The organism is Pseudoflavonifractor phocaeensis (genome assembly GCF_021531375.1).
Taxonomy (GTDB): Bacteria; Bacillota; Clostridia; order Oscillospirales; family Oscillospiraceae; genus Lawsonibacter; species Lawsonibacter phocaeensis_B.
In genome coordinates this window covers 1-23,430 of record NZ_JADYTU010000007.1, presented here as the reverse complement: position 1 = coordinate 23,430, position 23,430 = coordinate 1, and the positions used below count along the sequence as shown (strand labels likewise).

The window sequence follows — 23,430 nt, the reverse complement described above, 5'->3', positions numbered from 1 at the left end:
CTTACTCTGGGATTCAGCCGGAGGCCGGCAGGCCCTCCAGCTGCAAATGGGTGTCGGGCACCTGGCCCACGATCACCGTTTCCGCAACCGGCAGGCAGGTCCGGACCGGCACCTCCATGGGGCCGCCCGGCAGCAGCACCGTCATGGGGACGGCCAGCTCCAGCGCAATGCGGTGGACGGTCTGGTTGACCCCTGCCGCGGAAAATTCACTCTCAAATTCGGCGGACACCGTGCCTGCCGCCGCCGTCCGCACCGTCAGGGCGGGACCCCGTCCCCAGGTAATCTCCGAATCCAGCAGACTGCCCAGTGGGATCTGAAGGTCGGTGGCCGACCTTTTCCCCAGGGCTTCCAGCATCTGGGAGACCAGCTCCGCCCGCAGCAGGTTCAGCTCTCCCGTTTGGGTGGTCAGGGCGGTGATCGCCCCCGAAGCGTCCCGGTGGATCGTCACCAGATCGCCGTAGCCCACCTGACGCTGGGCCAGGTCCTGGGCCACCGCCTCTTCCAACAGTGCGGCGACCTGGTTCTGGACCTGAGCGGCTGCCAAAATGGTCAGCGTGGGGCGGAGACGGCGCTCCGTAGCGCGGACCAGAAACAGGGCGACCAGCAGGGCGGCCGCCACCGTCAGCAGGACGGGAGGTCTTCCCTCTCCCCGTCCGGCTCCACGCCGGCGGGCCCGGGCGGCGGTTCGGCGCAGGCTCCGTCCCAGTCTGCCTCCGGCCATAGCCTCACCCCCTCGGAGAGAGGATATTCCCCGGGGAGCTTGCCCTATGCCGCCTTAGCCGCCCAGCAGCTCCTGGACCGCCAGCAGTACCCCCAGCCGGCCCGACTCAAAGGTCAGACCGCCCTGGAGATAGACGGTGTAGGGCGGACGCATGGGGGCGTCGGCGGACAGCTCGATGGAAGCTCCCTGGATAAAGGCCCCGGCGGCCATGATGACCTGGCAGTCGTAGCCCGGCATGTCCCAGGGCTCCGGAGTCACATAGGAGTCCACGGGAGCGCCGAACTGGATGCCCTTGCAGAACTTTTTCAGGGCCTCGGGCTCCTTCATGTGGATCATCTGGATGATGTCGTGACGGACGGCGTTGGAGCGGGGCTCGGTCTCATAGCCCAGCTTCTCCATGACCTTGGCGGCAAAGACGGCGGTCTTCAGGGCCTGGGCCACGGTATGAGGGGCCAGGAACAGGCCCTGGTACAGCAGCCGGTTCTGGCCCAGGGTGCAGCCGCACTCGCCGCCGATGCCGGGGACGGTGAGGCGCATGGCCGCGCCCTCCACCAGGTCACGCCGTCCGGCCAGATAACCGCCGGTGGGGGCCAGCCCGCCGCCGGGATTCTTGATGAGGGAGCCCACCACCAGATCGGCTCCCACATGGGTGGGCTCCAGCGTCTCCACGAACTCCCCGTAGCAGTTGTCCACGATGATGGCGGCGTTGGGGTTGGCCGCCTTGATACGGCGGCACATCTCCCCGATCTCCTCCACCGACAGGGAGGCGCGGGTGGAATAGCCCTTGGACCGCTGGATGAGCACCGCCTTCACCCGGGGGTCGGAGGCGGCCTTGGCCATCCCTTCCAGGTCGGGCATATTGTCAAGTAATTCCACTTGACGATACTCGACCCCGTAGTCTTTCAAGGAGCCGTGGCCCTTGTCCCCCTGGCCGATGACGCCCAGGAGGGTGTCGTAGGGCGCGCCCACGGCGGATACCAGCACATCCCCCGCCTTCAGAGCGCCGAACAGGGCGCAGGCGATGGCGTGGGTACCGTTGACGAACTGGATGCGGACCAGGGCGGCTTCCGTGCCGAAGAGGTCGGCGTAGATCTCGTCCAGCTTGTCCCGGCCCAGGTCGTCGTAGCCGTAGCCGGTGGTACCGGCAAAATAGCCCTCGGCCACCCGGTGCTTCTGGAAAGCGGCCAGGACCCGGGCGGTGTTCTCCTGGGCCACGGCGTCGATGCGGGCAAATTCCTCGGTCAACTCCGACTGGGCCTGATAGCCCAGAACTTTGACCTTGTCGCTGATCTGTAAAGGCATTTTACTGTTCATTCCTATCTATCTCTGATATTGCGTCGATCTGTTTTAAAATTTTGATGGCGTCCCTTTGAAGCAGCGGCGCCATGGAGTCGGGATAGCGGGTAAAGTCCGCCCCCTCCAAGGCCTCCCGGATTTTGGGGGCCAGGTGGGGCTTGGCGGCCAGAATGTGGCTCAGGTTCTGGATACACTGGCGGGCGGTGATAGGCTTCTCGTCGTTGATATGGGCCAGATAGCGGTCCAGATCCCGGTCCAGCTTTCCCTCCCCGTCCCAGCGGGCGTTCTGGGCCGCCAGCGTCAGGGCCCGGTTCCGGACCAGGGAATTGGGGTGGTCCAGCAGGGCGAGAAAGTGGTCAAAATAGGGGTAGACCTGGTCGGAGGTCTGGGCGATGGCCTCCAGCTCCCTCATGGCTCCGCAGCCCACCTTGTTCACGGGGGCGGTCAGGTTGGCCACCAGTTGGTCCAGATCCTCCATGTCAGCACTCCTCCAGCTCCGCCTGGGCAAAGGCCAGAGCCAGGTCGGCGCAGGCCTTGGCGTCGGTCAGGTCCACCGCCTCGGCGGGGGTATGGATGTACCGGCAGGGCACGGAGATGCCGCCGGTCCGCACCCCGGACCGGGTGATGTGGATGGCGCCCGCGTCGGTGCCGCCGGCGCGCAGGATGTCCCGCTGAACGGGGATGTTCCCCTCCCGGGCCAGCTCCTCCAGCTTTGCCACCACGGCGGGGTGGCAGATGACGGAGGAATCCATGACCTTAATGGCCGCGCCCTTCCCCAACTGGGTGGTGCCGGACTTTTCAGAGCCGGGGGTGTCGTCCACGTCGGTCACGTCCACGGCGATGCCGTAGTCCGGGTCCACCCCAAAGGCGGCGGTCCGGCTGCCCCGGAGACCCACCTCCTCCTGGACGGTAAAGACAAAGTACAGGTCGTTGGGGCAATGGGCGGGCAGCCGCTCCAGGACCGAGAGCAGGATGGCGCAGGAGACCCGGTTGTCCAAATAGGGCGAGAACACCTGTCTGCCGCCGCCGTTGGTAAAGACGGCGGTGTCGTAGACGGCGGTATCCCCTACCCGGACCAGCTTTTTGGCCTCCTCCTCGCTTCGGGCGCCGATGTCAAGAAAGCACTCGTCCAGCTTCAGCTTGCCGAAGTCGGCCTTCTCCTCGGGGACCACCACGCCCCGGAGTCCGTTTTTGAAACGGACCGGGGTATAGAGGACCTCCTTGGGGCTGACGCCCCCCAGACGTCCCACCCGGAGGAAGCCCTCCTTCTCGATGTGGGTGACGATGAAGCCGATGGAGTCCATGTGGGCGGCAAACATAACCTTGGGGCCGCTGCCCTTTTTGCGGACAATGAGGTTGCCAAGGGTGTCGGCGGTCATCTCATCGGCGTAAGGCTTCGCCAAATGCTCCATGACCGCCCGGACGCCGCCCTCGTCCCCCGAGGGGCCGTGGGCGGTATTCAAAGTCTCAATGAGTTCGATCAATTCCATATCATATCACCTTTGACGTGTTGAAATCAGCAGGACTCCGCCATCCGGTCCAGGAACAGCCGGGTCAGGCGCAGCATATCTGCAAAATCGGCGGTGCTGCCCACGCTGGCGGGGGCGTGGAGGTACCGGACGGCGGCGGACATGGCGGCCACCCGGACGCCCTTCTTGGAGCGCTGGATGGTCCGGGCGTCGTTGCCCCCGGCGATATACTCCTTAGTCTGCCAGGGGATGTGGTTGTCCTCGGCCAGGTCCCGCAGGGTCTCGAACAGCTCCCGGTCATAGATGGTGCCGCCGTCCATATAGGAGATGACGGGGCCCTTGCCGGGGGCGCACACTTTCCGGTGGTCCTCTACGCCGGGCAGGTCGGCGGCGGTGGTGGTCTCCAGCACCAGAGCCACCTCCGGCGTGACGGAGAACGCCGCCCCGAAAGCTCCCCGGGTGCCCACCTCCTCCTGGGCAGTAAAGGCGAAGGTCACGTCCAGAGGCAGGTCCTCCTTCAGCAGCTCCAGCATGACGGCGCAGCCCACCCGGTCGTCGATGGCCTTGGCCTTCAGCAGGCCGGTTCCAAACTCCTCGGGCGCGCCCACAAAGGCCCCATAGGTCCCCAGCTCCACCAGCTGTTCCGCCGCTTCCTTGTCCTTGGCGCCGATGTCAATGTAGAGGGAATCGGTCTTGGGGACCTTTTTCTCCTCCTCCCGGCTCACCAGATGGATGGCTTTGAGCCCGATGATGCCGGGGACCTTCTTCTCCCCCAGCACCACCGGCTTGCCGATGGCCACCCGGCGGTCCACGCCGCCCACGAAATCAAATTTTAAAAAGCCCTCGTCGGTGATCTTTGTGACGATGCCCCCCACCTCGTCCATGTGGGCGGCCAGGAGCACCTTGTTCCCGGTGGGCTTTTTGCCTTTTTTATAGACGATCAGGTTGCCCAGCGCGTCGGTGCGGATGGAATCGGCGTAAGGGGCGGCTTTGGCCCGGATAAAGTCCCGGACCTCCTCCTCCGCCCCGGACACGCCGTTGAGGGCGCATAATTCCTTGACCAGCTCAAGCATAGGAGGGCACCTCCTTCCCGATGTCCCGGATAAACTGGGCCAGCAGCCGGGCGCAGTCGGTCATATCGGCCCGGCTGGCGGTCTCCACGGGGGTGTGCATATACCGCAGAGGCAGAGACAGCACGGCGGTGGCTACCCCCTCCCGGCTGATCTGCAGGTCCCAGCCGTTGGTGCCGCTGTGACCCGCCATGACCTCGATCTGGCAGTCCATGTCAAGTTCTTTTGCCTTACGTTCCAGCCGCTTGGACATCCATCGGGTACAGTTGGGGCCCACGCCGATGACGGGGCCGCCCCCCAGCTTGAAGGTTTTGTCCTTGGGAGCGTCGGGGCTGTCCCCGTGGGTCACGTCCACCGCCACGCACAGGTCGGGCATGACGCCGAAGGCGGCGGTGATGGCGCCGGTGCTGTGGGTCTCCTCCTGGGTGGAGCCCAGGACATACAGGTCCACGTCCAGCTCCTCCCCCGCCAGCCGCTCCAGGGTGTCCAGCAGAATGGCGAAGCAGGCCCGGTCATCCAGCGCCTTGCCGCACAGCAGCTCCTCCCCCAGGGGAGCGCAGCCGGTGCGGTAGACGGCGGGGGTGCCGATGGGGACGAGGCGCTGGGCCTCCTCCTGGGTCAGGCCCACGTCCACCACCATCTCCTTCATGGGCTGGGACTTGTCCATCTCCTCCCGGGTCTGGATGTGGGGCGGCAGACAGGCCGCCACCCCCAGCATGGGGGGCTGGGTCAGGATGGTCAGCTCCCGGTCGGGGAGCATCCGGGGGTCCACGCCGCCCAAGGGGGCGATGTGGAGAAAGCCCTCCTCGTGGCCGGTGACAAGGAAACCGATCTCGTCCAGGTGGGCGTCCAGCAGCAGCTTGGGAGCGTTCTCCTTCCCACAGCTGCGCAGGCCCACCACGCTGCCCATCCGGTCCACCTGCACCCGGTCCACCAGAGGCTCCAGCAGGCGGGCGGCTTCCCGGGCCACCGTGCCCTCAAAGCCGCTGGGCCCGGCCAGGGCGCACAGACGGCCCAAAACTTCTTGATGATCCATGGTACTCCTCCCGGTTACAGGGCGTTGACCAGCTCTTTAAAGCGCTTGCCCCGCTCCATAAAGTTCTTGAATTGGTCGAAGGCGGCGCAGGCGGGAGAGAGCACCACCACGTCGCCGCTGACGGCGGCGGCCTGGGCGGCGGCAACGGCGGAGGCCAGGTCCTGGGTCTCCACCAGCTCCATGCCGCTCCCGGCATAGCCGGGGGCCTCCTCCACCGCCTTGCGGATGGCGGGGGCGGTGGCGCCGCAGAGGACCAGCGTCTTGACCTTCTTGGTCATTTCCACTCCAAGCTGGGTAAAGGGAACACCCTTGTCATAGCCTCCGGCGATGAGGATCAGCTTCTGATCGAAGGAATCCAGACAGGCCATGGTCCGGGTGGGGCTGGTGCCGATGGAATCGTTATAATACTTCACGCCGTTCAGCTCCCGGACCAGCTCGATGCGGTGCTCCACGCCGGTGAACCGTTGGGCCACCGCCCGGACGCACTTGTCGGGGACCAGGCCGTCCACGGCGGCAATGGCGGCCATGTAGTTTTCGATGTTGTGGACGCCGGGGATCTGAATGTCCGCCAGCGGCAGGACCTCACGGCTGCCCATGGCGTTGGTCAGCCAGATGGCCTCGTCCCGGAGGTAGACCCCCTCCTCCAGCTTGTGCTGGCGGCTGAACAGCATGACGCCCGCCGGGGCCTGCTTGGACAGGGAGCGGGTGATGTCGTTGTCATAGTTGAACACCGCCCGGTCCCCCTCGCCCTGGTGGGTGAAGATGTTCAGCTTGGCGGCGGTATACTCCTCCATGGTATGGTGGTAGTCCAGATGGTTGGGAGACAGGTTGGTGAAAACGGAGACGTTGGGGCTGCGCTTCATGCTCATGAGCTGGAAGGAGGACAGCTCCACCACCACCATGTCCTCGGGCACCATCCCGGCCACGTCGGGCAGCAGCGGCTTGCCGATGTTGCCGCCCACATAGACATTATACCCGGCTTCCTTCAAAAATTCACTGATGAGGGTAGTGGTCGTGGTCTTTCCGTCGCTGCCGGTGACGCCCAGGATCTTGCAGGGGCACAGCTGGAAGAACAGCTCCATCTCCGAGGTGACCAGACTCCCCTTCTCCACGGCCTTTTGCAGCTCCGGGTCGTTGGGGCTGAGTCCGGGGGTGCGGAAGATCACGTCGAACTTGTACAGCTTGCTCAGATAGTCGGGACCCAGCTGGAGCTTGGCCCCCAGGCTTTCCAGCTCCGCCGCCTGCTCCTCCACCCGCTCCCGGGGGGATTTGTCGCAGACGGTGACCTTCAAATCGGCCCGGAGGAGCATCCGGATCAGGGGGGTGTTGCTGACGCCCATGCCGATGACCGCGATGGACTGGCCCCGCAGGCTCTCAAAATATTCCGCAATGGTGGACATAAAACGTCCTCCTTCCATGTTTTTCTTTATAACTGATTTATAGTATCATAAACCGTCTGAAAATTCAATCGAAACAATCCTTTCGGCGGCACCTTGGGGATAGGGAACAGCCGGAACGTGCCCATCCCTTCCCGCGGCTTTTCGCAAAAACACCCCGGCGCGGTCAATGCGCCGGGGCGTTGTGTTCAGATCAGGCCGGCACCGGACAGGATGGAGGACAGCAGCTCGTCCCGGCCCGTCCCCTTCTCGGCGGAGAAGGGGATGAGGGTCGTCTCCTCCCCCAGCTCCAGGGTCTCCCGGATGGTCTGAAGGCTGGGCTCGATCTCGCTCTTTTTCAGCTTGTCCAGCTTGTTTGCCACCACGATGAGAGGGCAGCCCGTGTCCTTGAACCACTGGGCCATGGTGCAGTCGTCGGCGGTGGGCTTGTGCCGGGAATCCACGATCATGACCCCCAGGGTCATCAGCTCGGGATGGGCGAAGTAGGACTCCATCAGCTTGCCCCAGCGGTCCCGCTCGGACTTGGACACCTTCGCGTAGCCATAGCCCGGCAGATCCACCAGATAGAAGGCCCTGTCGATTTTGAAGTAGTTGATGTGGATGGTCTTGCCGGGGGCGGCTCCCACCCGGGCGAAGTTCTTCCGGTTCAGCAGCCGGTTGATGACCGAGGACTTGCCCACGTTGGACCGGCCGGCAAAGGCCACCTGGGGCAGGCCGTCCCGCAGAAAGCTCTTGGGGGCGGCGGCGGAGAGGATGAACTCCGCATTTTGCAGATTGATCGCCATGGTCCCCCCTCCTTTACTGGCGCAGCTGGGGCGCGGGCCCCTTCTTGGCGGGGGGAATGAGAGCGTCCGCCTGTTCCCCGCAGGACGCCTTGCCGCCGCCGGCGGGCACCCCGGCGGGGACCACAGTCTGGACCAGAGCCTGCTCCAGCACCTGGTCCGCCCGCTCCACCAGGATAAAGCGGAGGGCCTTGCGCACGGTCTGGTCGATTTCCTCCAGATCCTTGCCGTTGTCCGCCGGGATGATGACGGTCTTGATGCCGTTTCGGAACGCGGCCATGGTCTTTTCCTTCAGACCGCCGATGGGCAGCACCCGGCCCCGCAGGGTCACCTCGCCGGTCATGGCGACGCCCCGCCGCACCGGGGTCCCGGTGAGGGCGGATACCATGGCGGTGGTGATGGCGATGCCGGCGGAGGGCCCGTCCTTGGGGACGGCTCCCTCGGGGAAGTGGACATGGAGGTCCTTTTCCCGATAGAAATCGGCGGGGATGTTCAGCCGGTCGGACTGGCTGCGGATATAGCTGAGGGCCGCGTGGGCCGACTCCTTCATCACGTCGCCCAGATTGCCCGTCAGCTCCACCTTGCCCGAGCCGGGGACCACGTTGACCTCCACCTCCAGCAGCTCGCCGCCCACGGAGGTCCAGGCCAGACCGTTGACCACGCCCACCCGTTCCTCCAGCGCCTGGCGCTCCGGATAATACCGGGGAGCGCCCAGGTACTCCTGGAGCTGTTTCTCTGTAACGCGGATAGACTTTACATCATCTGATACTACTCGCATGGCCGCCTTTCGGCAGATGGCGGCCAGCTTGCGCTCCAGCACGCGGACGCCGGACTCCCGGGTGTAGGAGGCGATGATCTCCCGGATGGCTCCGTCGGTCACCTTCAGCTGGGTCCGGGTCAGGCCGTGGCGCTTCAGCTCCTTGGGCAGCAGGTGGCCCTTGGCGATCTGGAGCTTCTCCTCGTCGGTATAGCTGGACAGCTCGATGATCTCCATCCGGTCCAGCAGGGGCCGGGGGATGGTCTCGGTGGTGTTGGCGGTGGTGACGAACAGCACCTGGGACAGGTCGAAGGGCACCTCCAGGAAGTTGTCCCGGAAGGTGGCGTTCTGTTCCCCGTCCAGTACCTCCAGCAGGGCCGAGGCCGGGTCGCCCCGGTGGTCGTGGCCCAGCTTGTCGATCTCGTCCAGGAGGATCAGGGGATTGCAGCTGCCCGCCTGGTTGATGGCGTTGATGATGCGGCCGGGCATGGCGCCCACATAGGTCTTGCGGTGGCCCCGGATCTCCGCCTCGTCGCTGACGCCGCCCAGAGAGATGCGGGCCAGCTTCCGGTTCATGGCCCGGGCCATGGACATGGCGATGGAGGTCTTGCCCACGCCGGGGGGGCCCACCAGGCAGAGCACCTGCCCCTTCAGCTCGGGGGCCAGCTGCTTGACGGCCACAAACTCCAAAATGCGCTCCTTCACCTTTTCCAGACCGAAGTGGTCCTGGTCCAGGATCTTCTTCACGGCGGCGACGCTGACCTTCTCCTTGGTGGTCTTGCCCCAGGGCAGCTCCAGGCACACGTCCAGATAGCTGCGGAGCACGGTGGCCTCCGAGGAGCCGAAGGGCTGCTTGGTCAGGCGGCTGAGCTCCTTGGTAAGCTTCTCCCTGACCTGGTCGGGCAGCTGGGCCTGGGCAATCTTCTTCCGGTACTCCTCAAATTCATCGGAGTCCTCCCCCTCCCCCAGCTCGTTCTGGATGGCCTTCATCTGCTCCCGCAGATAGTAGTCCCGCTGGTGGCCGGAGATCTGCTCCCGGGCCTTGTTCTGGATCTCGGCGTCCAGGGACAGGATCTCCACCTCCCGCTCCAGCAGACGGTGGAGCTTCTCCAGCCGGCGGACCGGCCGCAGCTCCTCCAGGATCTCCTGCTTGTCGCTGTTGCGCATGGCGATGTTCTGGGCGATATAGTCGGCGATATAGCCCGGGTCCTGGCTGGCCAGCACATGGATCAGCAGGTCGGGGGACACCTTGGGGCTCAGCTCGGCGTACCGCTGGAACAGCTCATAGGTGGCCCGCATCAGGGCCTCCTGCTTGGCCGAGGCGCGGGTCCCCGGCTCCTCGGCGGAGATGGTCTGGACCTCCGCCTCCAGGTAGGGTTCGGTACGCATGAGACGGAGCATCCTGCCCCGGCTCCGGCCCTCCACCATGACCCGGACGTTGTCCCCGGGCATCCGGAGGATCTGGCGGATGCTGGAGACGGTGCCCACCGTGTACAGGTCGGACTGCTCCGGCTGCTCCACGGAAATGTCCTTCTGTCCCACCAGGAACACCGGACTGCCGGCGTTCATGGCCTCCTCCAGCGCCTTGATGGACATATCCCGGGCCACCTCAAAGTGGATCATCACATTGGGAAACACCGTCAGCCCCCGCAGGGCGATGGTGGGCATGGTGGAGACGTCGGCCAGGTTCCATTCTTTACTCATTGCGCTTCACTTCCTCTCATAGGAAAAAACGCCCCGGGGCCCGCCGTTCCGGGGGCACCGCGGGGCGCTGATCGGTATTTTGCTCCGGGTCAGCCGGCATTGGTACCGGGGATGCCGCCCTGCTGGGTCCGGAGAGCGGCCCGTCCCAGCTTGGGGCGCTGGGTCCGCTCCGGGTCCCGGGTCAGCTCCGGCTGGGCCCCCTCCTTCACGCAGTCGGCGTGGATGGAGACCTTGACGATGGTGGGATCGGAGGGCACGTCGTACATGACCTGAGTCATGACCTCCTCCAGCACCGCCCGCAGGCCGCGGGCGCCGATGCCCCGCTCCACCGCCCGGTCGGCCACCGCCTCCAGGGCGTCCCGGCCGAAGTCCAGCTCCACCTCGTCGTACTCCAGCAGCTTCTGATACTGCTTGACCAGGGCGTTCTTGGGCTCGGTGAGGATCTGGACCATCTGGTCCCGGTCCAGGGACTCCAGGGTGGTGATAACGGGCAGTCGGCCCACCAGCTCGGGGATGATGCCGAACTTCAGCAGGTCCTGGGGCTGGATCTCCGCCATCAGCTGGCCCACGTTCCGGTCCTTCCGGCTCTGGATCTCGGCGCCGAAGCCCATGGACCGCTTGTCCAGACGGTTCTCGATGATCTTGTCGATGCCGTCGAAAGCGCCGCCGCAGATGAACAGGATGTTCTTGGTGTCGATCTGGATGAACTCCTGGTGGGGGTGCTTCCGTCCGCCCTGGGGCGGCACGTTGGCCACGGTGCCCTCCAGGATCTTCAGCAGCGCCTGCTGAACGCCCTCGCCGGACACGTCCCGGGTGATGGAGGTATTCTCGCTCTTCCGGGCGATCTTATCCATCTCGTCGATGTAGATGATGCCCCGCTCGGCCAGCTCGATGTCGTAATCGGCGGCCTGGACCAGTCGCAGCAGGATGTTCTCCACGTCGTCGCCCACATAGCCCGCCTCGGTGAGGGTGGTGGCGTCGGCGATGGCGAAGGGCACCTTCAGCACCCGGGCCAGGGTCTGGGCGAAGAGGGTCTTGCCGCAGCCGGTGGGGCCCATGAGGAGGATGTTGCTTTTCTGCAGCTCCACGTCCTCCGCGCCGCCGAAGTAGATGCGCTTATAGTGGTTGTAGACGGCCACGGACAGGGCCACTTTGGCCTTCTCCTGGCCGATGATATACTGGTCCAGAACGGCGTGGATCTCCTTGGGGGTGGGGATCACGTCGGGAATTTCATTGTCAAGGGACGGCTCCTCCGGGGCATAGCCGTCGTCCAGGATGCTCATGCACAGCTGCACACACTCGTTGCAGATGTAGGCGTTGGGGCCGGCGATGATCCGGCGGACCTGGTCGGAATGCTTTCCGCAGAAGGAGCAGCGGATATTTTTCTCGTCGTTTCGAGCCATGGATACACCTCTTAAAACGTTCTGTTAGACAGATGGGCGGCGGGGGGAAGGTTCTCCCCTCTCCCCCGCCGACAGGTCCGGCGCTCAGCGGTGGTCGATGACCTTGTCGATGAGGCCATACTCCATGGCCTCCTGAGCGGTCATGAAGTTGTCCCGCTCGCAGTCGGCGGTGACCACTTCGATGGGCTTTCCGGTATTTTCAGACAGGATGCGGTTCATCCGGGTCTTGACGATCTCCAGCCGCTTCAGGTGGATGGCCATATCGGTGATCTGGCCCTGGGTGCCGGCGGAGGGCTGGTGGATCATGATCTCGGCGTTGGGCAGCGCCAGACGCTTGCCCTTGGCGCCGGAGGACAGCAGGAAGGCGCCCATGGAGGCCGCCATACCGATGCAGATGGTGGACACGTCGCACTTGATATACTGCATGGTGTCGTAGATGGCCATGCCCGCGGTGACGGAGCCGCCGGGGCTGTTAATGTAGAACTGGATGTCCTTATCCGGGTCCTGGGCCTCCAGGTACAGCAGCTGGGCCACTACCAGAGAGGCGGTGGTGTCATTGACCTCTTCGGACAGCATGATGATGCGGTCGTTGAGCAGGCGGGAGAAAATATCATAGGACCGCTCGCCCCGGTTGGTCTGCTCTACTACATAGGGAACTAAACTCATATAAACCTCCATTTTTACAGACGGGATACCAAAGTATACCCGTCCTGCCGGAAAACCATTCCTCCGGCCAGCGCAGACATGAAACGGCTCCCGGCAGCAGGTGGGACTGGGCCGCGCTTGGGGAAACGCCTCATCCCACGAAATAACAGGCGCCCGGGGCGGACAGGCCGCCCCGGGACGAAAGGGATTTACTCAGCCTTGGGTTCCTCGACGGTCTCGGCCTTCTTCTTGCGGGTGCGCTTGGGCTTCTCCGCGGGGGCCTCCTCGGCGGCCTCGGGGGCCTTGCCCACCTTGGCGGAGGAGATGACCAGATCGCTGGCCTTTCTCATCTTCAGGTCCCGCTTCAGATCCTCGGCGGGGATGGCGGCCTTCACCTGGTCGGCCTCCAGCTGGTACTGCTTGGCCAGACGGTTGATCTCAGCCTCAACCTCCTCGTCGCTGACCTCCAGATTCTCGGCGTCGGCCACGGCGGTCAGAGCCAGACGGGTCTGGATCCGGCGCAGGGCGTCGGGACGGGCGGAATCACGGATCATGTCGCCGTTGACGCCCAGCATCTTCTGGTAGTCCTCCATGGAGATGCCCTGGTTCTGCAGCTGCATGGCGTAATCGTCCATCATGCGGTCCAGCTCCACATCCACCATGCCGTCGGGGATCTCGCACTCCATGTTGGCGATCAGGCGCTCCATGACCTGGTTCTCAAAGTCGTTCTGGGCGTGGGTCTGACGGCGCAGCTCCAGCTTGGACTTCAGGTCGGCGCGGAAGGCCTCCAGAGTCTCGAACTCGGACACGTCCTTGGCGAACTCGTCGTCCACCTCGGGGACCTGGGACTCCTTGACCTCCTTGACCTTGACGTGGAAGACCACGGCCTTGCCGGCCAGGTCGGCGTGATAGTCCTCGGGGAAGGTGATGTTCAGATCCTTCTCCTCGCCGGCCTTGGCGCCCACCAGCTGCTCCTCAAAGCCGGGAACGAAGGAACCGGAGCCCAGCTTCAGATCGTAGTTCTCGCCCTTGCCGCCCTCGAAGGCCACGCCGTTGTCAAAGCCCTCAAAGTCGATGACCACGGTGTCGCCGTTCTGGGCCTCGCGCTCCACGCTGACCAGACGGGTGGCGCGGTCGATGTAGGGCTTCAGCTCGGCGTCCACATCCTTGTCGGTGACGGCGGGCTCGTTCTTGGGGGCGGTCAGGCCCTTATAGTCGCCCAGCTTCACCTCGGGACGGACGGAGACCAGAGCCTTGAAGGTAAAGCCGTCCTTGCCGACCTCGACCAGCTCCACCTTGGGGTAGCCCACGTCGTCCAGGCCCTGCTCCTTCACGGCCTCGGCATAAGCGCCGGGGTAAACGGCCTCGATGGCGTCCTCATAAAACACGCCGGAGCCGTACATGCCCTCGATGACCTTCCGGGGAGCCTTGCCCTTCCGGAAGCCGGGGACGTTGATGCTGGCCCGGTTCTTCAGGTAAGCCTGCTGGACAGCGGCCTCAAACACATCAGCCTCGACCTGGATCGTCAGCTCGACGGTGCTCTTTTCTTTCTTTTCAACACTGGTGACCTTCATTTGTCAATTTCCTCCTGTCGGCGCACCTTTGCCCCGACGTTCTCGGAAACAACAGCGCCTTTTTACTTTCGCCACGATATTTTATCAGATATATCCCTGTTTGACCAGAGCAATTTTAAGAAATTTCCATGAATTTTTGCTCAATCCATGATTTTTTTCGGGCGGAACCCTAAATAATCCGCCGAGACCAGCTGGTAGTCCACGTTTCCAAGGGGGCCGGAGACCGCCAGACGGTGGCTTCCGCCGTGGAGGTGTCCGTAACAGCAGCGCTTCACGCCGTACCGCTCCAGCAGGTCCATGATCTCCCGGCAGCGGTAGCCCTGGTACACGGGGGGATAGTGGAGAAAGCAGAGCTTTTCCCGCTCTCCCGCCGCCTTCAGCGAGGCCTCCAGCCGGAGCAGCTCCCGGTTGAAGATCTTGGCGCTGTGCTCCCCGCGGTCCTCCTCGTAGAACCAGCCCCGGGTGCCGCAAAGGGCCGTATCGCCATACAGGTGACAGTTGTTGTGCAGAATGGCAAGGGTGTCAAAGCCGTTTTCCCGGAAAAACCGCTCCATCTTTGCGGCGGTGGTCCACCAGTAGTCGTGGTTGCCCTTGAGGATCAGCTTTTTTCCGGGCAGGGCGTTGAGAAAGGCAAAGTCCTCCCGGGCCTCCTCCAGACTCATGCCCCAGGACAAGTCGCCGCACAGCACCACGGTGTCCTCCGGCGCCACGATTTCAAAGCCCTGGCGCAGCCGCTCCACATATCCCGTCCAGCCACTGCCGAACACGTCCATGGGCTTGTTGCTGCCAAAGGACAGGTGGGTGTCTCCGATCGCGTAGAGGGCCATAGGCTCACTCCAGCATGGACAGCACGGCGTCCACCATGTGGTCCTTCTCCACCGTGGTATTGAATCGGACCGTCTTGCTCCGCAGGCCGGCCAGGGGGGCCGGGGCGGGCAGGCCTGTCTTTTCAGACAGCTGGTCCAGCGCGTCCAGACCGGAGGCCACCTCCGTCTCCCCCAGAGCGCCCAGCACGCTGCCGCAGAACTTGAAGGGGCTGGCGGTGGAGGCCACCACACAGGGAGTCTCGTCCCCCGTCTCCTTCCGGTACTGCTCCAGCGCGGAGAAGGCCACGGCGGTATGGGGGTCGATGAGGTAGTCGTGGGTCTTGTACATCTCGCCGATGACCCGCTGGGTCTCCTTGTCGTCGCAGCAGTAGCCCCAGAACAGCTTCTGCAGCTTCTCCCGCACCTTCTCCCGGACCTCGTAGCGGCCGGTGGCGTTCAGCTGCTCCATGTAGCCCTTTACCTCGTCCACGTCCTGGGTCAGCGACAGCAGCAGCCGCTCCAGGTTGGAGGAGATCAGGATGTCCATGGAGGGAGACATGGTGTTGTAGAAGGTCCGGTTCCGGTCATAAACGCCGGTACGGATAAAGTCGGTGAGGACGTTGTTGCTGTTGGAAGCGCAGATCAGCCGCCCGATGGGCACGCCCATCTCCCGGGCATAATAGGCGGCCAGGATGTTGCCGAAGTTGCCGGTGGGGACGCAGACGTTGATGGTCTGGCCGGGCTGGATCTTCTCGTCCCGGAGGAGGTCGCAGTAGGCGGAGACGTAGTAGACGATCTGGGGCAGCACCCGGCCCCAGTTGATGGAGTTGGCCGAGGAGAAGAAGAAGCCGCGGCGCTCCAGCTCCGCGCGCAGGTCCTCGTCGGAGAACAGCCGCTTCACGCCGGTCTGGGCGTCGTCAAAGTTGCCCACCACCGAGACCACGCCCACGTTGCCGCCCTCCTGGGTGACCATCTGGAGCTCCTGGACCTGGGACACGCCATCCTTGGGGTAGAACACCAGGATGCGGGTCTTGGGCACGTCCCGGAAGCCCTCCAGGGCGCCCTTGCCGGTGTCGCCCGAGGTGGCCACCAGGATGCACACCGTCTTGAACTCCTCCGTCTTGGTCAGGGAAGCGGTGAGCAGGTGGGGCAGCATCTGGAGGGCCATGTCCTTGAAGGCGCAGGTGGGACCGTGCCACAGCTCCAGACAGTGGGTGTTCCCGTCCACCGTCCGGACCGGAGCCACGGCGGGGGTGTCAAACTTGGCCGGACCGTAGGCCGCGGCGGCGAAGTCGGTCAGCTCCTTGACGGAAAACTCCTCCAAAAACTGCTTCATGACGTAGACCGCCCGGTGCTGGTAGGACATGTCCTTCAGGTCATCCAGCGCCTTGTTGGGCAGCTTGGGAATATAGTAGGGGGTCAGCAGGCCGCCGTCGGCGGCCAGTCCCCGGGTGATCGCCTGGGAAGCGGTGAACCGCGCCCCGGCGTCTCTTGTACTGATGTACTGCATCAAATCATCCCCATCTTGTGTTTTCGCTGAAACCGGCCTGGACCGGCCAGTTTGTTCACTAAAGCTATATTATGCCAGTTTCCCCGTTCCAGGTCAAGGGATTCCCCGGAAAAAGGCCAACTTCGCCGGGAACTCAGAAGGCGTTTTCTATCCGGCGGACAGTGGGCCGCAGGGTGTCTCTCCCACGCGGAGCATAGACCTCCACCACGTCAAACCGGGGCTGGAGCCGGGTGGGGTGTTCGGCCAGGTACAGCTGGGCCGTGACCCTCAGCTTCTCCTGCTTCCGCCGGTCCACCGCCTCCCCCGCCCCGCCGTAGGCGTCGCTTTTGCGCAGCTTCACCTCCACGAAGCACAGGAAGTCCCCGTCCTCCGCGATCAGGTCGATCTCCCCGAAGCGGCACCGCCAGTTGGCCGCCACCAGGACGCAGCCCCGCTTCTCCAGCCAGTCCGCCGCCTGGGCCTCTCCCCAGCGGCCCAGGGCCCTGCTCTCGGCGCCGCTCACAGGTTTTTCAAAAAGGTCCGGCGGTGGATGGGACTGGGACCGTAGGTCCGGAGCAGCTCATAGTGGAGCTTCGTTCCGTAGCCCTTGTGCTTTTCAAAGCGGTACTGGGGGTACTGCTCCGCCATCTCCAGCATGAAATGGTCCCGGCTCACCTTGGCCAGGATGGAGGCCGCCGCCACAGAGGCTGCCAGGCTGTCTCCCTTTACAATGCAGCGGTGGGGGGCGGTGATGGAAGCGGACTTCCCGTGGTCCCGGTTGCCGTCGATGAGGGCAAAATCGGGGGCCTGGGGCAGGTCGTCGATGGCCAGCTGCATGGCCTTCATCCGGGCGCTGAGAATGTCGGTGGCGTCGATCTCCGCCGCGTCCACAAAGGCCACGCTCCAGGCTTCGGCCCGCTCCTGAATGACCGGGAACAGGGCCTCCCGCTTCTTTTCCGTCAGCTTCTTGGAGTCGTTCAGGCCGGGGAGGTCCAAGCCCAGAGGCAGGACCACCGCGGCGGCGTACACCGGACCGGCCAGAGGGCCGGCCCCCGCCTCGTCACAGCCGCAGACCACCGTGTGGCCCTCCGCCAGGGCTTCCCGTTCGTATTGCCAAAAGTCCATGGTTCATGCTCCTTTCAAGCAGAGCGTTTGGAGTAGTAAATTTTAGGGGGCGTCGGGGACACCGCCCCCTACGCACGGTTCACAATATGGCTTCGTAGGGGGCGGCCTCTGGACGCCCCGCCCGTAGGGCGGCCCCTTGGGGCCGCCGCCAAAATGGCAGCCGTCGGACGGCGGGGGACGATTCCCCCCGTCGGGGGGAAATGGCCGAAGGCCAAAAGGGGGAGGGATAAGCCCCCGCCCTACATGAAACGATAAACTAAACTTTACCGTTCCTGTTCAGGCCCCTTCCGGAGGCGTCTCCAGGGTAAACCGCCCCAGCTTGCCGCCCCGGTACTCGTCCAGCAGGACCCGGGCCATGCGCTCGGTATCGAACTCGCCGCCGGAGATCCGCATTCCCCGCTTCTGGGCGCAGGTCTCCAGCAGCCGGTAGCCGTAGGCCACGTCGTTTTCCGCTTCCTCCCGCTCCGGCAGGGCGGTCAGCTTGTACCCGGCCTTCAGGGCCTCGGGGTACCGCTGGGCCATCAGGGCCATCAGGTGGCAGCCCAGCGTCTCCACGTCCATGATGTCATCCTTCACCGCCCCGGTGAAGGCCAGGTTCATGCCGGTGGTCTCGTCCTCGAACTTGGGCCACAGGATGCCCGGGGTGTCCAGCAGGTCCAGGGATTGGTCCACATTGACCCACTGTTTGCCCCGGGTGACGCCGGGCCGGTCCCCCGCCAGGGCGGACTTCTTCCGGGCCACCTTGTTGATAAAGGTGGACTTGCCCACGTTGGGCACCCCCACCACCATGGCCCGCACGGGACGGCCCACCTGGCCCTTTTCCCGCCAGCGGGCGATCTGGTCCCGTAAAGCGGTTTGGATCATGGGAGAAAACTGGTTGACGCCCTTCCCCGTCTTGGCGTCGGTCTCCAGCACGGAGAAGCCACAGCCCCGGAAGTAGGCGGACCACTGCCGGTTCATGTCTGGGTCGGCCTGGTCCGCCCGGTTCAGCACCACCAGACGGGGCTTGCCGGCGCAGATGGAGTCGATGTCCGGGTTGCGGCTGGACACCGGGATGCGGGCGTCGATGATCTCCACCACGATGTCCACGTTCTTCAGATCCGCCTCGATCTGGCGGCGGGTCTTGGTCATATGACCGGGATACCACTGAATATTCAAGGGAATTCCCCCTCTACCGTTTCTTATTTTGCGGTCCCGTCATCACGGGGCCGTCTCTGCCGTTCCTGGTCCGGCTGGAAAGATACAAAAAAGGAGCGGCATGAACCGCTCCTTTTCTGGTGGATTACAGGGCCTCTTTGACCTTGGCAGCCTTGCCCACGCGGTCGCGCAGGTAGTACAGCTTGGCGCGGCGGACCTTGCCGTGACGCACCAGCTCGATCTTCTCGATGGAAGGAGCGTGAACGGGGAACACCTTCTCCACGCCGACGCCGTAGGAGACGCGGCGAACGGTGAAGGTCTCCTCGATGCCGCCGTGCTTCTTGGCGATCACAGTGCCCTCAAAGACCTGGATCCGCTCACGGTTGCCTTCCTTGACCTTCAGGTGCACCCGGACGGTGTCGCCCACCTCAACAACGGGGGGCTCAGCCTTCTTGTACTTCTCGGTAAAAGCCTGCATCAAATCCATTTTATTTTCCTCCTGTTATATAGGCGTTCATGCGGCAATGGCGTCTTTCACCCCTGTGGAAGAACTGACGCAGAGGACCGCCCGTTTTCAGACTGATGTAGTTTACCACAGCATTCCCGAAATTGCAAGGATTTTTTCATTTAATTTCCTGTTTTTTCAGAACGCCCGGAACCGGCCCACGCCGTTCTCTTCCCGGATGGCGCCCAGGGTCCTCCCCTGGCCGTCTGTCACCAGCAGTCCTCCCGTTCCGTCCTCCGCCAGAAAGACCCGGCTCAGCGCCCCATCCCGGTAGTAGTACAGCACGTCAAAGCCCCGGGGGTCGTTGACCGGCGCGTTCCATGGACGGTAGATGGGATCGGTGGGCAGGGGCGTCACCGAGGGCAGAACGTCTCCCCCGGCCAGACTGACCAGCAGTCCGGTAAAGGCCCAGCCGCTCTCGGTACAGCCATGGACGTGCTCATGCCAGGGGAAGTTCTGGCCGGGCAGGAAGGTGGGCTCCAGCCCCAGGACCCCAACCCGCAGGCCGGCCCGGTCCTCCGCCTCCGGCAGGTCCCGGTCCAGGGTGTCCAGCACCGCCCGGGCCGCCTGTTGGTCCGCCGCCCAGGTGTCCCGGTAGTCCCGGATCTCCGAGGCCCCGGCCACGCAGAATACCAGAGCCAGCAGGGCGCTCAGCGCCGCCGGTCCCACTCGTTTCCCGGGCAGCCGCCGCCACAGGGCGGACACAAGGGTGTCCGCCATCAGCGCCAGCCCCACAAAGGAGGTCACCGCCCCCCGGAAGGAAAACCAGGGGTTGGCCAGAATGAGAAAGACGGTCAGGGGAGCCGCGGCCAGCAATGCCCCCACCGCCAGGGCCAGGGCCGTCCGGGGCCGTTCCTCCCCCCCTCCCTGCCGGGCGGCCAGCCAGCCGTACAGCAGGCACAGGGCCGCGGCCAGCACCGCCCAGAGGAACATCCCTTCCCGGCAGACCAGCTCCAGCCCCCGGAGAAAGCCCCGGGACAGGACGGCCCAGCCGCCCGGTCCCAACACGTTCCATATCTGCCCCGTGATATTGGGAAAAAAGCCGGTCCAGTAGCCCGCCTGGTTGGGCAGGAACAGCTGGGCCCGGTTGCCGTAGACGCCGCCGTTGGACAGCAGCCCGGTGACGGCGAAATAGAGCCCCGCCGCGGGAAAGGCCCACAGGGCCAGAAGCCCCCGTTTCCAGCGCCGCCGTCCCTCCAGCACCGCCATGCCCAGCACCAGGGTCATGGCCAACACCGCCGACTGCTCGTAAAAGCCGAAGGGGACCGTCATCAGCGCCAGAAAGGCCAGGGCCCGCCCCCAGCCGCCGTCGTCCAGCCACCTTCCAAAGGCCAGAGCCGCCAGACAGGCGAAGAACAGACCGCACACCACCCGGGTGGAGGCGGACATCCAGTAGGTCCCCTCCACCCCCAGGGGCAGCAGGGCCATGACCACCGGAAAGACCGGACCCAGAGGAAAATACCGCCGGATCAGCGCCTCCGCCATCCAGATGGCGGCCACATACAGCAGGGACATGAGGACTACGCCCCAGATCATCCGGTCAAAGAGGGGCGACCAGAGGAAATAGTCCGCCAGCCCCGCCAGGGGCCGGGAGGCCAGCACCCCCACGGTGTCCTGAAGCTGGGAGAAGGTGAACTGGGAGGCGTAGTTGTGGTGCTGGATATAGTCGTCCAGCTGGGGCCAGTAGGCCAGACCGGCGGCGCAGTTCCGGACCATGACCAGAGCCAGCAGCACCCCGTGGAGCGCCAGCTCCCGCCCCAGGGAGGAACGCCTGTCACACACTGCCATAGACCTCGCGGTGGCAGGCGGAGAGCAGAAACTCCGTCCCCGGGAATTGGCCGGCCAGCGCCCGGACCAGGGGGGCGCACACCACGTTCTCGGTGGCGTAGTGCCCCGCGTCCATGAGGGTGACGCCCAGGGCCTTGGCCTCCAGGTACTGGTCATACTTCACGTCGGCGGTCACGAAGGTGTCGCAGCCGGCGGCCACCGCTTCGGCCAGCATGGACCCGCAGGAGCCTCCTCCCACCGCCACTTTGGTCACCGGCCTCCCGCCGTCGGCAAACCGGACGGAGGCGGCGGAAAGCCGCTCCTTCACATAGGCGGCGTACTCCTCCGCCGTCAGGCCGGGCCGGTGGGCAAGCCCCACCCGGCCGATGCCGTAGGGCCGGCCCTGGTCATCCACCCCGTCCTGGTGGAGCTGGCCCACCCCGGTCAGCCCCAGCGCCTCGGCCAGGCAGCTGTTCACACCGCCCGCCGCCGCGTCCAGATTGGTGTGGGCGCAGATGGCGGCGATCTTATGCTCCGTCAGCGCCAGCAGCACCCGTCCGGTCACCGTCTCGTCGGTGATAGACTTGGCCGGGTGGAAGATCACCGGATGGTGGGACAGGATGAGCTGACACCCCAGCTCCTCCGCCTCCCGGACCACCGGCTCGGTGATATCCAGAGCCACCAGCACCCGGTCGGCCCGCCGGTCTCCCCGGCCCACCAGAAAGCCCGCGTTGTCAAAGTCCATCTGGGTTGCAAATGGGGCCAGCCGGTCCACATACGAATAGATCTCTCTTACCGTTGCCATGCTTCCCACTCCTTTTTCATCTCCAGCAGTCCGGCACGGACCTGCTCCAGCTCCTGCCTGCGCCGGGCCCCCCCCTCCTGCCGGGCCTGGGCCAGACCATCCAGGGCCCGGTCCGTCTTGCCCAGCCACAGGTCCAGCCAATCCCCCCGGAGCGGGTCGGCGGTGTTCCGCCCCGCCCACAGCTCCGCCGGAGTCTGGGGGGCCATCTGACCCGCCCGGACCAGCATGGCCGTGTAAAGGGTATCTCCCTCACAGGCCAGCCGCTCGGTAACGATGCAAAAGCCGTTCTCTCCCAGCCACTGCCGCAGGTCGGACATGGAGGACATGGGCTGAAGGATCAGGGGCAGGTCCCGTTCCCGGGTCCAGGGGGCGGCGGCCAGAATGGAGGCGATGGTCTCTCCCCCCATTCCGGCGATGGCCACAGCCTCCGTCTCCCGGGGGTCGATGCCCTTCAGCCCGTCGCACAGGCGGAAGGCCACCCGGCCGGTGAGTCCGGCCTCCCGCACGGTGGTCCTGGCCCGGGCCAAGGGGCCCTGGCGCAGGTCGGCGGCGATGGCGGAGGGGATCTTCCCCTCCAGGATCAGGGCGGCGGGCAGATAGGCGTGGTCGGTGCCCACATCGGCCAGCCGTGCCCCCGCCGGGACCAGGTCGGCCACCATCCGCAGGCGGGGAGAAAGTTCAATCTTTCGATTCATAGGCCTCGTGCCTCCGTTTCCGTGATAGCAATGGTGATCCCACTGTTTCATGCGCCGGCAGGATCAGCGGCGTTCCAGTTCATCCCCGTCCGGGGTACAACCGCGGCAGACGGTCCGGGCAAACTCCCGGGCGGCCCGGGCCTTCTCCTCGTCCCCGAAGGGCGCGCCTCTGCCCAGGTCCCGGCGGCACAGCATCCCTAAGTATTCCATCTTCCCGTGCCTGCACCAGCGTTTCAGCCCCGCCTCCCACAGGTCGGCTCCCTTTTCGGGGGGATAGCCGCAGGTGGCGATGGAGGCCACCCGTTTCCCCGCCAGCAGCGCGGGGCCCTTTACCCGGCCATAGTTTTTGTTTCCGGCATAGATGGCCCGGTCCATCAGGGCCTTCATGGGCGCGGTGCAGTACCAGGCATAGATGGGGGTGGCCAGCACCAGCACGTCGCAGTCCAGCATGGACCGGAACACCGGGGCAAAGCCGTCCCGCTGCACACAGCCCAGGCCGTCCGGACAGTCCTGGCAGGCCATACACCCCAAGCAGGGGCGGATGTCCCGGGCGTAGAGGTCTATCCGCTCCGTCCCGGCCCCCAGGGCCTGGCACGCTTTCTGAAAGGCGTCGGTCAGGAAGGCAGTGTTTCCCGCAGGCCTGGGACTGCCGAACAAAATGGTAACATTCATGGCGCACTCCCCTCTCGGCTCCGTGGCTCCCGTCCCCGGCCAAGGGGCCGGAAAAGGGCTTGAAAAAAACAGGGGCGGATCACTCCGCCCCCGCCTTTCTTCGTTCTTACTCGCCAGCGGCGATCATGGCGTTGACCTTCGCCAGCAGGTCGTCCACGTCCACGCCGTGGACCATACAGGCCTGCTCCACGGTCTCGCCACGGGAGGCGGGACAGCCCAGGCAGTGCATGCCGATGCCCATGAACAGGGGCGCGGTCTGGGGAGCGATGGTCAGGATATCACCGATGATGGTGTCCTTGGTAATAGTCATGACAGGATTCCTCCATTTTTCTTTGGGATGGAGATAGTATATCCTAAGACGTCGGAATTTGCAACGGAGTTTTCAATATTTTTCCCGGCGGTTGACGCTTCTGCCGAATTCTCAGTGCCTGTGCGCCCCTCTGATGCTTTTTGTTCAAGTCGAGACGCGTCTATGGAATCGCTTCTCCTCTTTCAGTAATTGTAAATTTTAGTTTATCGTTTCATGTAGGGTGAGGGCTTGGTAGGGCGGGGGCTTATCCCTCCCCCTTTTGGCC

General features: G+C 64.7%; 23 protein-coding genes. All 23 read right to left on the bottom strand.

The window, feature by feature from the left end; genetic code table 11:
* Positions 1-13: 13 nt before the first annotated feature.
* Positions 14-721: a sporulation protein YunB gene (gene yunB / locus I6E39_RS04245; RefSeq protein ID WP_235380336.1), complete on the bottom strand. Its 708-nt coding sequence runs from the start codon at positions 719-721 to the stop codon at positions 14-16.
* A 54-nt stretch (positions 722-775) separates the two neighbouring features.
* Positions 776-2,023, bottom strand: coding sequence for a methionine gamma-lyase family protein (locus I6E39_RS04240; RefSeq protein WP_235380335.1), 1,248 nt, complete (start codon positions 2,021-2,023; stop codon positions 776-778).
* Between the two features lies 1 nt (position 2,024).
* Positions 2,025-2,495 carry a SufBD protein gene (locus tag I6E39_RS04235; protein WP_235380334.1) on the bottom strand — a complete coding sequence of 157 codons (471 nt, stop codon included), beginning with the start codon at positions 2,493-2,495 and terminating at the stop codon, positions 2,025-2,027.
* 1 nt (position 2,496) lies between these two features.
* Positions 2,497-3,507 carry a M42 family metallopeptidase gene (locus I6E39_RS04230; protein ID WP_235380333.1) on the bottom strand — a complete coding sequence of 337 codons (1,011 nt, stop codon included), beginning with the start codon at positions 3,505-3,507 and terminating at the stop codon, positions 2,497-2,499.
* 26 nt (positions 3,508-3,533) lie between these two features.
* Entirely contained in the window at positions 3,534-4,559 is a 1,026-nt protein-coding gene (locus I6E39_RS04225) for a M42 family metallopeptidase (RefSeq protein WP_235380331.1), read from the bottom strand.
* Complete coding sequence (locus tag I6E39_RS04220) at positions 4,552-5,592, bottom strand: zinc-binding metallopeptidase family protein (protein WP_235380329.1); 1,041 nt, start codon at positions 5,590-5,592, stop codon at positions 4,552-4,554. The genes I6E39_RS04225 and I6E39_RS04220 overlap by 8 nt, the downstream gene beginning before the upstream one ends.
* 14 nt (positions 5,593-5,606) lie before the next feature.
* Positions 5,607-6,992: a UDP-N-acetylmuramoyl-L-alanine--D-glutamate ligase gene (gene murD, locus I6E39_RS04215; protein WP_235380327.1), complete on the bottom strand. Its 1,386-nt coding sequence runs from the start codon at positions 6,990-6,992 to the stop codon at positions 5,607-5,609.
* A gap of 185 nt (positions 6,993-7,177) precedes the next feature.
* The gene (gene yihA, locus I6E39_RS04210) at positions 7,178-7,768 is read right to left on the bottom strand and encodes a ribosome biogenesis GTP-binding protein YihA/YsxC (RefSeq protein WP_235380420.1); all 591 of its coding nucleotides are present in this window, start codon (positions 7,766-7,768) and stop codon (positions 7,178-7,180) included.
* Between the two features lie 19 nt (positions 7,769-7,787).
* Positions 7,788-10,232, bottom strand: coding sequence for an endopeptidase La (gene lon, locus I6E39_RS04205; protein ID WP_235380325.1), 2,445 nt, complete (start codon positions 10,230-10,232; stop codon positions 7,788-7,790).
* 89 nt (positions 10,233-10,321) lie between these two features.
* On the bottom strand, positions 10,322-11,635 hold the full coding sequence (gene clpX / locus I6E39_RS04200; RefSeq protein ID WP_235380323.1) for an ATP-dependent Clp protease ATP-binding subunit ClpX: 1,314 nt from the start codon (positions 11,633-11,635) through the stop codon (positions 10,322-10,324).
* 84 nt (positions 11,636-11,719) lie between these two features.
* Positions 11,720-12,301 (bottom strand): ATP-dependent Clp endopeptidase proteolytic subunit ClpP, encoded by a 582-nt coding sequence (clpP, locus tag I6E39_RS04195; protein ID WP_235380321.1) that lies wholly within the window; start codon positions 12,299-12,301, stop codon positions 11,720-11,722.
* 188 nt (positions 12,302-12,489) lie between these two features.
* Positions 12,490-13,854, bottom strand: coding sequence for a trigger factor (gene tig, locus I6E39_RS04190; RefSeq protein WP_235380318.1), 1,365 nt, complete (start codon positions 13,852-13,854; stop codon positions 12,490-12,492).
* A gap of 140 nt (positions 13,855-13,994) precedes the next feature.
* Entirely contained in the window at positions 13,995-14,681 is a 687-nt protein-coding gene (locus I6E39_RS04185; protein WP_235380316.1) for a metallophosphoesterase, read from the bottom strand.
* 4 nt (positions 14,682-14,685) lie between these two features.
* Complete coding sequence (gene thrC / locus I6E39_RS04180; RefSeq protein ID WP_235380315.1) at positions 14,686-16,170, bottom strand: threonine synthase; 1,485 nt, start codon at positions 16,168-16,170, stop codon at positions 14,686-14,688.
* A gap of 133 nt (positions 16,171-16,303) precedes the next feature.
* A complete protein-coding gene (locus I6E39_RS04175) occupies positions 16,304-16,672 on the bottom strand; it encodes a YraN family protein (protein WP_235380312.1) in 369 nt (122 codons plus the stop codon).
* Positions 16,669-17,274 (bottom strand): ribonuclease HII, encoded by a 606-nt coding sequence (locus I6E39_RS04170; RefSeq protein WP_235380310.1) that lies wholly within the window; start codon positions 17,272-17,274, stop codon positions 16,669-16,671. Before I6E39_RS04170 ends, I6E39_RS04175 begins: the two co-directional genes overlap by 4 nt.
* Before the next feature lie 276 nt (positions 17,275-17,550).
* Complete coding sequence (ylqF, locus tag I6E39_RS04165; protein WP_235380308.1) at positions 17,551-18,432, bottom strand: ribosome biogenesis GTPase YlqF; 882 nt, start codon at positions 18,430-18,432, stop codon at positions 17,551-17,553.
* A 124-nt stretch (positions 18,433-18,556) separates the two neighbouring features.
* Positions 18,557-18,898: a 50S ribosomal protein L19 gene (rplS, locus tag I6E39_RS04160; RefSeq protein ID WP_276530266.1), complete on the bottom strand. Its 342-nt coding sequence runs from the start codon at positions 18,896-18,898 to the stop codon at positions 18,557-18,559.
* Positions 18,899-19,054: 156 nt separating this feature from the next.
* Positions 19,055-20,704, bottom strand: coding sequence for a hypothetical protein (locus I6E39_RS04155; RefSeq protein ID WP_235380305.1), 1,650 nt, complete (start codon positions 20,702-20,704; stop codon positions 19,055-19,057).
* The gene (locus I6E39_RS04150) at positions 20,691-21,488 is read right to left on the bottom strand and encodes a Nif3-like dinuclear metal center hexameric protein (protein ID WP_235380302.1); all 798 of its coding nucleotides are present in this window, start codon (positions 21,486-21,488) and stop codon (positions 20,691-20,693) included. The genes I6E39_RS04155 and I6E39_RS04150 overlap by 14 nt, the downstream gene beginning before the upstream one ends.
* Complete coding sequence (locus I6E39_RS04145; protein ID WP_235380300.1) at positions 21,476-22,183, bottom strand: tRNA (adenine(22)-N(1))-methyltransferase; 708 nt, start codon at positions 22,181-22,183, stop codon at positions 21,476-21,478. The genes I6E39_RS04150 and I6E39_RS04145 overlap by 13 nt, the downstream gene beginning before the upstream one ends.
* Before the next feature lie 63 nt (positions 22,184-22,246).
* Positions 22,247-22,855 carry a flavodoxin family protein gene (locus tag I6E39_RS04140; RefSeq protein WP_235380298.1) on the bottom strand — a complete coding sequence of 203 codons (609 nt, stop codon included), beginning with the start codon at positions 22,853-22,855 and terminating at the stop codon, positions 22,247-22,249.
* 106 nt (positions 22,856-22,961) lie between these two features.
* Positions 22,962-23,165, bottom strand: a complete 204-nt coding sequence (locus I6E39_RS04135; RefSeq protein ID WP_235380296.1) for a DUF1858 domain-containing protein — start codon at positions 23,163-23,165, stop codon at positions 22,962-22,964.
* Between the last annotated feature and the right edge of the window lie 265 nt (positions 23,166-23,430).